Below are 10,763 nucleotides of genomic sequence, written 5' to 3' on the forward strand. Positions count from 1 at the left end.
GACGACCCCTTGAGCCCGGGTGACCTGATCCCGGCCGCTCAGAGGGTGAAGACGATCTTCCCGTTCGTCCGGCCCTCGAGCATCCGCTCGAAGCCCTCCCGCGCCCGGGTCAGCGGCAGCTCGACGTCGATCTGCGGGCGGATCCCGGTGACGGCGCACATCCGGATCAGCGCCTCGAGCTCGTCCTTGGTGCCCATCGTCGAGCCGATCACCGACAGCTGGGTGAAGAAGATCCGGTTCAGCTCCGCGCCGGGGTTGAAGCCGGTCGTCGCACCGGAGGTCACCAGCACCCCGCCCGGCTTGAGCGACTTGATGCTGTGGCTCCAGGTCGCCTCGCCCACGGTCTCCATCACGCCGTCCACCCGCTCGGGCAGCCGCGCGTTGCTGTCGAACGCCTGCTCGGCCCCCAGCGCCAGGGCGGCCGCGCGCTTCTCCTCGCTCCGGGCGGTGGCCCACATCCGGAAGCCGGCCGCGCGGCCGAGCACGATGAGCGCCGTCGCCACGCCGCCGCTGGCGCCCTGCACGAGCACCGTCTGGCCCGGCCGCAGGCCCGACTTCACGAACAGCATCCGGTAGGCGGTCAGCCAGGCGGTGGGCAGGCACGCGGCCTCGGCGAAGGAGAGGTCGGCCGGCTTGGGCAGCAGGTTCCGCCGGGGGACGGCGACCCGCTCGGCCATCGAGCCCTGGTGCACCTCGGACAGCAGGGAGCGCTTGGGGTCCAGCGTCTCGTCGCCGGTCCAGCCGGGGCTCGCGATGACGCCGTGGACGACGACCTCGTTGCCGTCCTCGTCGAGCCCTGCGGCGTCGGTGCCGAGGATCATCGGCATCCGCTCCTGCGGCAGACCGACACCGCGGAGGCTGAACAGGTCGTGGTGGTTGAGCGACACCGCCTTCACCTGCACCGTCGTCCACCCCTCGGGAACCGTGGGGTCGGGCCGGTCGCCGACCTCCAGCACGGAGAGCGGGTCCTTCGGGGCGGGGGTGGAGACGAAGGCAGCGAGCATGGACGGACGCTAACCGAGGCCCGCACGAGCAGCGACGCGGGCCGTCGGGCGAGTACCCGGCGGCCCGCGTCGGAGGGCGTCGGTGGGCTAGCGGATCGCGTTGCCCTCGGCGTCGAACAGCAGCACCTCGTCGAGGTGGACGCGCAGGGCGAGCTCCGTCTCCTCCTGGACGTCGAGCCGCTTGTCCAGCCGGACGACCAGGTGCTCGCCCCGGTGCGCGGCGCCTCCGGACAGGCCGACGGGATCGACGAAGGCGAAGGTCTCCGCGCCCGTCCGCTCGACGCGGGCCACCCGTACCGTCAGCCGGTCGGACGCCCCGCCGGACTCGCCACCGGCGACGTCTGCGCCCTCCGGCCGGATGCCGACGGTCACCGAGGCCGCCTGCGTGCCCGCGGGCAGCGGCACCTCCAGCGAGCCGCCGACGACCGCGCGACCGTCGGACACCGGCACGTCGTCGATGAGGTTGATCGACGGCGATCCGATGAACCCGGCGACGAACGTGTTGTCCGGCCGTTCGTAGAGCTCGCCCGGGGTGCCGATCTGCTGCACCCGGCCCTCCCGCAGCACGACCACGCGGTCGCCCATGGTCATGGCCTCGGTCTGGTCGTGCGTCACGTACACCGTCGTGGTGCCCAGCCGCTTCTGCAGCGCCGCGATCTCGGCGCGGGTCGAGACCCGGAGCTTCGCGTCCAGGTTGGACAGCGGCTCGTCCATGCAGAAGACCTTGGGGTCGCGCACGATCGCCCGCCCCATGGCCACCCGCTGGCGCTGTCCGCCGGACATCTTGGCCGGCTTGCGGTCCAGCAGGTCCTCCAACTGCAGGATCCGGGCCGCCTCGGCCACCCGCGCCTTGATCTCCCCGGCGGCGAAGCCGAGGTTCTTCAGCGCGAAGGCCATGTTCTCGCCGGCGGTCATGCTCGGGTACAGCGCGTAGCTCTGGAACACCATCGCCACGTCCCGGTTCCGGGGTCGACGTCCGGTGACGTCGACCCCGTCGATGAGGACCCGCCCCGAGGTGACCGGCTCCAGCCCGGCCAGCATCCGGAGGCTGGTGGACTTCCCGCACCCGGAGGGACCGACGACGACGACGAACTCGCCGTCGCCGATCTCCAGGTCCAGCGAGTCCACCGCCGGGCGGTCGCTGTGCGGGAAGGTGCGGGTGGCGCGGTCGAAGGTCACCGACGCCATGCCCGACCCTTCCCTCGTCGGTCGGAGGTCACAGCTTGGGCTCGATGTCGCGCTCGTAGACCGTGGTGCTCTCCTCCTGGAGCTGCTCGAAGACCGTCTCCACGTCCTGGCCACCGATGGTGATCTGGTCCAGGGCGGCGCCGATCCGCGCGCCGCCGCCGGGCAGCAGCACCCGGGCGTAGTCCTGCGACTGGGTGACCTCGAGCTGCTCGAGCGCGGTCCGGAAGTTCGGGTTCTGCTCCAGGAAGGGCGCCATCTCCTCGGAGTCGATGGCGTCGGTGCGCACCGGCATGTACCCGGTGGCCTGGCTGAACTTCACCGTGTTCTCGGTGTTGGTGAGGAAGGCGATCAGCTCCATGGCCGCCTCCTTGCGCTCGTCGGAGATGCGCTCGGGGATGGCCAGGCCCGCGCCGCCGGTCGGGCAGCCCGGCTGCGGGCCGGGGAGGAAGGCGGTGCCGATCTCGAACTGCGCGGCCTCGGTCAGGCCCTTCAGGGAGCCGGTGGACTGCATGAGCGCGGCCGCCTGGCCGGCGCCGAACTGGTTGTTCGCGTCGTTGGAGATCGCGATGAGGTCCTGCTCGTGCTGGTCCTGCAGGAACTGACCGGCCTCGATCGTCTCGTCGGAGGTGAAGGTCATCTCCCACTCGTCGGAGTACGACCCGCCGAAGGTCCAGACCATGCCCTGGAAGTACCAGTCCAGGTAGTCGGTGCCGTCGGGCAGGACCATGGGCGCGACGGCGCCGTTGGCGGCCGCCAGCTGCGGGGCCCACTCGGCCCACTCGTCCCACGTCTCGGGGCCGCGGTCCGGGAGGCCGGCGGCGCTCCACATGTCCTTGTTGTAGTAGAAGAGCGGCGTCGAGCGCGCGTACGGCAGGGCGAAGTGCTCGCCCTCGAACTCGTAGTCCTCGCGCAGCGATTCGACGTAGCCCTCGCTGTCGACGTCGACGGTCTCCCAGAGCTCGTCCATGGGCGTGATCGCGTCGTTGAGCGCGAAGTTGAACCACGTGACGTCGGAGGCGATGACGACGTCGGGCAGGTCGCCGCCGGAGAGCGCGGCGTTGAACTTCTGCGCCACCTCCTCGTAGTTCTGGCCGGCGGTCACGAGGTTGACCTCGATGCCGCTCTCCTCCTCGAAGGCCTCGAGCAGCTCGGTCTCGATCGGCTTGGACTCACCCGGGTGGCTCGACCACATGGTCAGCGACTCGACGGGACCACCGTCGCCGTCGCTGGAGCCGCCGGACGACCCCGTCCCGGCGCAGCCGGTGAGTGCGAGCGCGGCGATCGACGCCGCTCCGGTGAGGCGGAGGAGGGGGCGGCGCCCCGATGCGGTCATGTGATGTGGCTCCTGTCCTGGAGGTGCATGTCGGAGGAGTGCTCGGTGCGGTCCCGGGCAGGTACGCCCGGAAGTCTGTCGGTCAGCCCTTGACGGCGCCTGCCGTGAGGCCCTTGATCATGTGCCGCTGGAGCAGCAGGAAGATCACGAGGATCGGGAGCGCGGTCAGCACGGTCCCCGCCAGCACCGGCCCCCAGTTGGTGAGCCCCTCGCTGTTCTGCAGCTGCGCGAGGCCCACCGGCAGTGGCGCCACCCGGGCGTCGTCGGCCATCAGCAGCGGCCAGAGGTACTGGTTCCACTCGTTGACGATCGTGATCAGCGTGAAGGCGATGAGGGTGGGCCACGACATGGGCAGGACCACCCGCCACAGCATCCGCAACGGTCCGGCGGCGTCCATCTCGGCCGCCTCGATGATCTCCTTGGGCAGCGACATGAAGTGGTTGCGCATGAGGAAGGTGCCGAAGGCGACGCCGGCCAGCGGGACGATGATCCCGGCGAACGTGTTCCGCCAGCCCAACTGGGCGACCAGCGCGTAGTTGCTGATCACGGTGATCTGGTTGGGCACCATCAGGCTGCCGATGATCAGGAGCAGGACTAGCGTGCGCCCGGGGAAGCGCAGGAAGGCCAGCGCGAACGCCGACAGCACTCCCAGGACGACCTGTACCACGGTCAGGACCGACGTGATGATGATCGAGTTGCGCAGGTAGTCGGTGAACGCGACGCCGCCACCGACCGACGTGTAGTTGTCGAACGTCAGCGGGTCGGGCCACCAGCTCACCGGCACCGTGTAGATGTCCGGCCGCTCCTTGAGCGAGGAGACGAGGATCCAGTACAGCGGCACCGCGATGAGCAGGACGACGAGCAGCAGCCCGGCGTAGCCGCCCAGCTTGCTCAGCAGCCGCTCGCGCGTGGGCGAGACCTCGGTGCTCACTGCTCCTTCCCCCGCTCCATGATCCGCACCTGGACGAGCGTGACGATCAGCAGGATGACGAACATGATCGTCGCGACCGTGGCCCCGAATCCGGCCCGCTGGTTGACGAAGGTCTCCTGGTAGACCTGGTAGACCATCGTCGTCGTCCCGTTGCCCAGGGGGCCGCCCCTGGTCATGGTGTCGATGATGTCGAACACCTGGAAGCTGTTGAGCAGCACGGTGATCAGCAGGAAGAACGTCGCCGGCCGCAGCTGGGGCCAGGTGACCTTGCGGAACTTGGTCCACGTCGACGCGGCGTCGATCTCCGCCGCCTCGTCCAGCTCCGCCCGCCGGCCCTGCAGGGCGGCGAGGTAGATGACGAAGGTGTAGCCGAGGTTCTTCCAGATGTAGGTGACGGTGACCATGAACAGGGCCCACTCGGGATCCTGGTAGAAGGCGGGGGCGTCGATGCCCACCCGGCCGAGCAGGTCCTGCACGAGCCCGAACGTCGGGTCGAAGACGAACTGGAAGGCCACCCCGATCGCGGCGCCCGCGACGACGAACGGCGCGAACACCAGCGAGCGCACCGCGTTGCGCCCGAAGAGCTTGCGGTCGAGCAGGAGCGCCAGCGCCAGCCCCAGCACCATCGAGCCGATGACCGCCGCGCCGGTGAAGACGACGGTGTTCCACAGCACGGTGTGGCTGGCGGAGCTGGTGAACCACTCGACGTAGTTGTCGAAGCCGATGTACGTCGCCGTGGGGGAGGAGATGTTCCAGCTCGTGAACGACAGCCGGATGTTGTCCAGCAGCGGCCGGTAGGTGAAGACCCCGAGCAGCACGAGGTTGGGCAGGAGGAACGCCGCCGCGAGCAGGATGGTGCGGAGGCGGCGCTGGCCGCCCGGAGCGGGCGGCGCGGCCGTGGTGGCCGGTGTGGCGCCCGCGGGGGCGCCGGCGACGAGGTCAGAGGCCACGGCTGGCACGGTAGCGCCCACCAGGGACGGCGACAGCTCGTGCACGCGACCGGGCGACTCCCGAGAGGTGAACTCTCGGTGGCCCACGTTTGCCCCGGTCGGTCACCGTGCAGACACCGGTGTTGCGCAGCCCCCTAGCCTGACGGCGACCCACCCGTCCGACAGCAAGGGGCACGTCCGGATGACGACGCGCGCACTCGTCCTCGGCGGCGGCGGCGTCGCCGGCATCGCCTGGGAGCTCGGCCTGCTCAGCGGCTGGGCGGCCGACGGGACCGACGTCCGCCACGCCGATCTGGTGGTCGGCACCTCGGCCGGCTCCGTCGTGGGCGCGCAGCTGCGCCTGGACGGCGATCTGCAGCGGCTCTACGAGCGCCAGCTGGAACCACCCGTCGGCGAGATGAAGGTCGAGTTCGACGGCGTCTCGACGATGGCCGCCTTCGCCGGCGCGATGAAGGGGGCCACCGGGGAGCAGGACGCGCGGGCCCGACTCGGCGGCCTCGCGCTCGGCATCGAGACGGTGCCGGAGGAGCAGCGGCGGGCGATCATCGCGGGCCGGATCGGGGATCCCGACTGGCCGGCCGGCCGGCTCGTCATCACCGCCGTGGACACCGCCGACGGCGAGTTCCTGCCGTTCGACGCCACCTCCGGCGTGCGGCTGCTCGACGCCGTGGCCGCGAGCTGCGCGGTTCCGGGGGTCTGGCCGCCGGTGACCGTCGACGGGCGCCGGCTGATGGACGGCGGGATGCGGTCGGTCACCAACGCCGACCTGGCTGCGGACTGCGACAAGGTCCTCGTGGTCACGCCCACCCGCGGGATGCCGGGTGGGCTCCTCGGACCGGGGCTGGACCGCGAGCTCGAGGTCCTGGGCGAGAAGGGCGCCGAGGTGCACGTGGTCACCGCCGACGACGCGTCGCTGGCGGCGTTCGGCAGCAACGTGCTCGACCCCGCCACCCGGGAGCCGTCGGCCCGCGCGGGCCGCGCGCAGGCGGCCGCCACCGTCGAGGCGGTCCGGGCCTTCTGGGGCTGAGGATCCTGAACGGGGTCAGCGGCCCGCCAGCCTCGCCGTCAGCTCCTCGACCAGGTCCTCGACGGGCCGCCCGGCGTCCAGCCGCAGGCACTCGTCGTCGGACCACGGCGCGTACGTCGCCGCGCGTGCCCGGACCTCGGCCCAGGACGGCTCGGGCACGTGCGTCAGGCCGCGCTGCCGGGTCGCCAGCCGCCGGCGGTGCTCGGCGACGTCGTCGAGCACCAGGACGACGAACACGAGACGGCTGCGCGACGTGGCTGCCGCCGTTCGCCACGTGTCCCGGGCCGGCTCGCTGTCGTTGACCGCGTCCACCACCACGGTCGAGCCGTGCGCGAGGTTCTGCTCCGCGACCGCCCGCGCCGCCTCGTAGGCGGCCACCCCGGTCTCCCACGACCGCGGCAGCCCGGCGCCGAGCATCGCGTCCTCGACGACGTCGACGGAGATGTGGACGGCGCCGCTTCGGTGGGCGAGCGCGGCGGCGACCGCTGACTTCCCGGTGCCGGGCAGCCCGGAGACGACGACCAGCAGCGGTGCGTTCACCTGACGACGACGACGTGCTCCTGGCGCGGCACGAACTCGCCGATCACCGGCGCCCCGGGCACCTCGCCGCCGAGCAGCAGCCCGCCGGAGGTCTGCGCGTCGGCGAGCAGCAGCGCCTCGTCCTCGGTCACCGCCGACAGGTCGGTGTGCGGGCGCACCCAGTCGAGGTTGCGGCGGCTGCCACCGGAGACGTAGCCGTCGGCCAGGGCCTCGCGCGCCCCGGCCAGGTAGGGCACGGCGGCGGCGTCGACCACCGCGGTGACCCCGCTGGCGCGGGCCATCTTGTAGAGGTGGCCGAGCAGCCCGAAGCCGGTGACGTCGGTGCCCGCCCGGATCCCGGCGGCCACCGCGGCCCGCCCGGCCTCCCGGTTGAGCGCGGTCATCGAGGCGACCGCCTCCTCCGACACCTCGCCGGTCGCCTTCATCCGGCTGTTGAGCACGCCGACGCCCAGCGGCTTGGTCAGGCTCAGCGGGGTTCCGGCGGCCGCGCCGGAGTTCGTGATGATCCGGTCGACGTCGACCACGCCGGTGACGGCCATGCCGTACTTCGGCTCCGGATCGTCGATCGAGTGCCCGCCGCCCACGTGGCAGCCGGCCGCCTGCGCGACCTCGAGCCCGCCCCGGAGCACCTCGGCGGCGAGCTCGGCGGGCAGGACGTCGCGCGGCCAGCCCAGCAGGTTCACCGCCACGACGGGCGTGCCACCCATCGCGTAGACGTCGGACAGCGCGTTCGCGGCGGCGATCCGGCCGAACGTGTAGGCGTCGTCGACGACAGGGGTGAAGAAGTCGGTGGTGAGCACCAGCCCCTGCCCGCCGGGGAGGCGCACCACCGCGGCGTCGTCGCCGTCGTCCAGCCCGACCACGAGCTCGGCGGCCGGATCGGCCGGACCCTGCGCGGTCAGCCCGGCGACGACGGCTTCGAGCTCGCCGGGCGGCATCTTGCAGGCGCAGCCGCCACCGTGGGCGTACTGGGTGAGCCGGACGGCCGGGGCGATGGTCATGCGGCCGAATCTAGGCGCGGCCGCCGGGCAGCACGACCAGGCGCGGAGCCGAGGCCTCCGGCCGGCGCGGCCGCAGCGCCCGGCCGGCGGGGTGAGCGGACGACCGCCGGCTCACCCGCAGGCTGGTGTCGAGCAGCTCGGCGCGGCGGTGGGGATCGGGCTCGAGCACGGTGAGGACCTTCTCCAGCGCCGTCGTCCCCGCCTCGGCGAAGGGGCCCTCGGAGCGGGCGGCCAGCGCGGCCGTGACCGCCGCTGCCTCCTCGGGCGTGAAGGAGACCGACGGCAGCGGCGCGGGGGAGCGGGGCTCGGATCGGGTCACGCCAGGGATGCTGGCATCGACCACCGACAATTCGTGGCACGTAGGCTGCGCGGCGGAGGCGTCAGGGTGTCTGGTGGCCCCCGCGGCCTCTAAAGCCGACGTGGCCGAGTACCTCGGTCAGGCGGGTTCGATTCCCGTCCGCCTCCGCCAAGCTCTCCTCGCACCTACGCTCCGGTGCGATGGCCGAGAACCCGCCCCCCGACGACCCGCGCCGCGCGGTGCCGCGCACCGACGCGCTGCTCGCCGCTCCGCCCGTGCACGCCGCGGCCGAGCGGCTGGGGCGCGAGCTGGTCAAGGACGCCGTCCAGCGGGTGCAGCGCCGGATCCGCGCGGGGGAGCTCCCCGCCGAGGACGCCGTCGACGCCGTCCTCGCCGCGCTGCCGTCCCGGCCGTCGAGCCTGCGCCCGGTGCTCAACGCCACCGGCGTCCTCGTGCACACGAACCTGGGCCGGGCGCCGCTGTCACCCGCCGCGGTCGAGGCGGTCGCCGCCGCATCGGGCACCACCGACGTGGAGCTGGACCTGGCGACCGGCCGCCGCGGGCCCCGCGGGGAGGCGGCGCTCGCCGCCCTGCTCGAGGCGGTTCCCGAGGCCGAGGCCGCCATCGTGGTGAACAACTGCGCCGCGGCGCTCTCGCTGGTCGCGACCGCGCTGGGACGGGATCGCGAGCTCGTGCTCGCGCGCGGCGAGCTGGTCGAGATCGGCGACGGCTTCCGGATCCCGGACCTGCTCGAGGCCACCGGCGCCCGGTTGCACGAGGTCGGGACCACCAACCGCGTCTCGCCGGAGGACTACCTGGCCGCGGTGACAGACCGGACCGGTGCGGTGCTCAAGGTGCACCCGTCCAACTTCGTCGTCCGCGGCTTCACCCGCGTCGTATCGGTGCGCGAGCTCGCCGAGGCGCTGGCGGGCACGGGGGTGCCGCTGGTGGCCGACATCGGCTCCGGGCTCCTCCGTGCGCACCCGGCGCTGCCCGACGAGCCCGCCCTCCGGTCCGCCCTGGCCGACGGTGCGGACCTGGTGCTCGCCAGCGGCGACAAGCTGCTGGGCGGACCGCAGGCAGGTCTGGTCCTCGGCCGCGCCGATCTCGTCCAGGAGCTGCGCCGGCATCCGCTGTACCGCGCGCTGCGGGTGGACAAGACGACGCTGGCCGCCCTGGAGGCGACGCTGCGCGGACCCGTCCCACCGGTGCAGCAGATGCTGGGCGCCGAGCCCGAGGCGCTGATGACGCGCGCGCGGGCGATCGCCGGGCGGCTGGCCGGAGCCGGCGTCGACGCGCAGGTGGTGGCCGCCGACGCCCGCGTCGGCGGGGGAGGGGCACCCGAGCACCCACTCCCGGGAGCCGCCGTCTCCCTGCCCGGCGGGTTCGCCGAGCCGCTGCGGCGGGGCAACCCCCCGGTGGTCGGCTACCTGGAGGACGGGCGCACCCTGCTGAACCTGCGCAGCCTCGCCCCGACCGACGACGACGCCCTGGCCGAGGCGGTCGTGGAGGTGGCCCGACGGTGGACGTGATCGCCACCGCGGGGCACGTCGACCACGGCAAGTCCGCCCTGGTGCGCGCGCTCACCGGGATGGAGCCCGACCGCTGGGCCGAGGAACGTCGCCGCGGGTTGACCATCGACCTCGGGTTCGCCTGGACCACGCTCCCGTCGGGACGCACGGTGGCCGTCGTCGACGTCCCCGGGCACGAGCGGTTCGTCGGCAACATGCTCGCGGGGGTCGGCTCCGTGCCGGCGGCGCTGCTCGTCGTCGCCGCCGACGACGGGTGGTCGGCGCAGACCGCCGAGCACGTGGCCGTGCTGGACGCCCTCGGCGTGCGGCACGCGCTGCTCGCCGTCGCCAAGGCCGACCTCGCCGATCCGGAGCCGGTCCTCGCCGACGTGCGGGAGCGGCTGACGGCCACGTCGCTCGGGAACGTCCCCGGCATCGCGGTCAGCTCGGTGACCGGCGCCGGGGTCCCCGAGCTCGCCGACCGGCTCGAGGCGTTGCTCGCCGGGCTGCCCGCGCCCGATCCCGCCGCACCGGTCCGGCTCTGGCTCGACCGTGCGTTCACCGTCAAGGGCGCCGGCACGGTGGTCACCGGGACGCTCGCGGCCGGCACCGTGACCGCGGGCGACCGGCTGCGGCTCGGCGACCGGGACGTCGTCGTGCGCGGCGTCCAGTCCCTCGGCCGGGCCGTCGACGCAGCCGCGGCCACGGCCCGCGTCGCGCTCAACCTGCGCGGGATCGGGGTGGACGAGCTCTCCCGCGGCGACGCGCTGCTCACTCCGGGCGCGTTCCGGGACACCGCCGAGGTCGACGTGACGCTGACCGGGATCGCTCCCGAGGGGCAGCTGCCGGCCGAATCCGTGGTGCACGTCGGCGCCGCGACGGTGGGCGCCCGGCTGCGCCGGCTGGACGGCGCCGCCGTCCGGCTGCGGCTGGCCCGTCCGCTGCCGCTGCGGATCGGCGACCGGCTGCTGCTGCGCGAC

11 protein-coding genes and 1 tRNA gene are annotated in these 10,763 nt (G+C 73.3%); 4 read left to right on the forward strand and 8 right to left on the reverse strand.

Features of this window, described 5'->3' with window-relative positions:
- Nucleotides 1-38: 38 nt before the first annotated feature.
- The 5 genes from A6V29_RS04670 to A6V29_RS04690 all read right to left on the reverse strand — a co-directional run bounded on the left by A6V29_RS04670 (nt 39) and on the right by A6V29_RS04690 (nt 5,406).
- Complete coding sequence (locus tag A6V29_RS04670) at nt 39-1,004, reverse strand: zinc-binding dehydrogenase (RefSeq protein ID WP_137159221.1); 966 nt, start codon at nt 1,002-1,004, stop codon at nt 39-41.
- A gap of 87 nt (nt 1,005-1,091) precedes the next feature.
- Entirely contained in the window at nt 1,092-2,192 is a 1,101-nt protein-coding gene (locus tag A6V29_RS04675; RefSeq protein WP_137159222.1) for an ABC transporter ATP-binding protein, read from the reverse strand.
- Nucleotides 2,193-2,220: 28 nt separating this feature from the next.
- The gene (locus A6V29_RS04680; protein ID WP_137159223.1) at nt 2,221-3,525 is read right to left on the reverse strand and encodes an ABC transporter substrate-binding protein; all 1,305 of its coding nucleotides are present in this window, start codon (nt 3,523-3,525) and stop codon (nt 2,221-2,223) included.
- Nucleotides 3,526-3,607: 82 nt separating this feature from the next.
- Nucleotides 3,608-4,456, reverse strand: a complete 849-nt coding sequence (locus A6V29_RS04685; RefSeq protein WP_137159224.1) for a carbohydrate ABC transporter permease — start codon at nt 4,454-4,456, stop codon at nt 3,608-3,610.
- Nucleotides 4,453-5,406: a carbohydrate ABC transporter permease gene (locus tag A6V29_RS04690; protein ID WP_170977691.1), complete on the reverse strand. Its 954-nt coding sequence runs from the start codon at nt 5,404-5,406 to the stop codon at nt 4,453-4,455. The genes A6V29_RS04685 and A6V29_RS04690 overlap by 4 nt, the downstream gene beginning before the upstream one ends.
- A 181-nt stretch (nt 5,407-5,587) precedes the next feature.
- On the opposite strand from A6V29_RS04690, the gene A6V29_RS04695 reads away from it, so the two are divergent.
- Nucleotides 5,588-6,433: a patatin-like phospholipase family protein gene (locus A6V29_RS04695; RefSeq protein ID WP_137159225.1), complete on the forward strand. Its 846-nt coding sequence runs from the start codon at nt 5,588-5,590 to the stop codon at nt 6,431-6,433.
- A 15-nt stretch (nt 6,434-6,448) separates the two neighbouring features.
- Here the strand turns inward: A6V29_RS04695 and A6V29_RS04700 are convergent, their stop codons facing one another.
- The 3 genes from A6V29_RS04700 to A6V29_RS04710 are packed head-to-tail and all read right to left on the reverse strand — an operon-like array spanning nt 6,449 to nt 8,293.
- On the reverse strand, nt 6,449-6,973 hold the full coding sequence (locus A6V29_RS04700; RefSeq protein WP_137159226.1) for a P-loop nucleotide/nucleoside kinase family protein: 525 nt from the start codon (nt 6,971-6,973) through the stop codon (nt 6,449-6,451).
- A complete protein-coding gene (gene selD, locus A6V29_RS04705) occupies nt 6,970-7,974 on the reverse strand; it encodes a selenide, water dikinase SelD (protein WP_137159227.1) in 1,005 nt (334 codons plus the stop codon). Before selD ends, A6V29_RS04700 begins: the two co-directional genes overlap by 4 nt.
- A 10-nt stretch (nt 7,975-7,984) precedes the next feature.
- Nucleotides 7,985-8,293, reverse strand: coding sequence for a hypothetical protein (locus A6V29_RS04710; protein ID WP_137159228.1), 309 nt, complete (start codon nt 8,291-8,293; stop codon nt 7,985-7,987).
- A gap of 54 nt (nt 8,294-8,347) precedes the next feature.
- On the opposite strand from A6V29_RS04710, the gene A6V29_RS20605 reads away from it, so the two are divergent.
- The 3 genes from A6V29_RS20605 to selB all read left to right on the forward strand — a co-directional run.
- Nucleotides 8,348-8,443: transfer RNA gene (locus tag A6V29_RS20605), tRNA-OTHER, on the forward strand.
- A 29-nt stretch (nt 8,444-8,472) separates the two neighbouring features.
- On the forward strand, nt 8,473-9,804 hold the full coding sequence (gene selA, locus A6V29_RS04715) for an L-seryl-tRNA(Sec) selenium transferase (RefSeq protein WP_137159229.1): 1,332 nt from the start codon (nt 8,473-8,475) through the stop codon (nt 9,802-9,804).
- Nucleotides 9,795-10,763 (forward strand): selenocysteine-specific translation elongation factor (gene selB, locus A6V29_RS04720; RefSeq protein WP_137159230.1); only part of this gene is annotated, 969 nt, incomplete at its 3' end. The genes selA and selB, both read left to right, overlap by 10 nt.

The organism is Blastococcus sp. CCUG 61487 (assembly GCF_005222955.1).
GTDB lineage: Bacteria > Actinomycetota > Actinomycetes > Mycobacteriales > Geodermatophilaceae > Blastococcus.